General features: G+C 65.1%; 2 protein-coding genes. Both read right to left on the bottom strand.

Going from position 1 to position 565, the window contains the following annotated elements:
• Positions 1-182, bottom strand: a 182-nt coding sequence (locus NZ585_14870) for a hypothetical protein (GenBank protein MCS7081314.1), incomplete at its 3' end; no start/stop codon positions are given.
• Between the two features lie 202 nt (positions 183-384).
• A partial coding sequence (locus tag NZ585_14865) for a hypothetical protein (protein ID MCS7081313.1) occupies positions 385-565 on the bottom strand: 181 nt, incomplete at its 5' end.

The raw sequence follows: 565 nt of genomic DNA, 5'->3' as shown, positions 1-565 counted from the left end.
CCCAAGCACCGCCGCCGTCGGGTGTCATTGAACCGCTCAATCTCCTCTGCCTCGCTGACTTGGCGCACGCCGCCGCCGCCTCGTGGCGGCCGGACCTTCCGCGGCTTTCCCACCCGTCCGTGAAAAAACCGCCGCCCGTGTCCCCCACCGGCGGCGATGCCCGCCAACAACGCACGCTGCACTCTCCACCCTCAATGACCCGCTCGCGTTTGCTGCTCCATCGCCAGCCACGTCCACACCGGATTGGCTTTCGAGTTAGCCTCTGGCCATCGTGTGTCTTCAATCTCACCTTCGGTGTTGCAGTCGCCGGCGTCGGCGTTTCCACCTGGCGCACTGACTGCTGATGCAGACGCCGGATCACAGCCGGAGGGTGAGCCAGGCCGGTCAGCCGGGCGTCGGCGTGTCGGCGGAGTCGTTCGGTAGGCGGCCTGTCCACAAGCGCGGCGCGGGCTTGCGGTTTTTGTGTCTAGGGTGGAGGCGAAACCGCAGGCTTTGCAGACGAACTTTGGTTGTCCGGTCGAGGTGAGACGACTTCTTATGAGTTGGGGCTTCGGCTTCGAGTTTG

Origin of the sequence: Chloracidobacterium sp., from assembly GCA_025057975.1 — a bacterium.
Lineage (GTDB): Bacteria > Acidobacteriota > Blastocatellia > Chloracidobacteriales > Chloracidobacteriaceae > Chloracidobacterium.
This window is presented reverse-complemented; position numbering and strand designations above follow the sequence as displayed.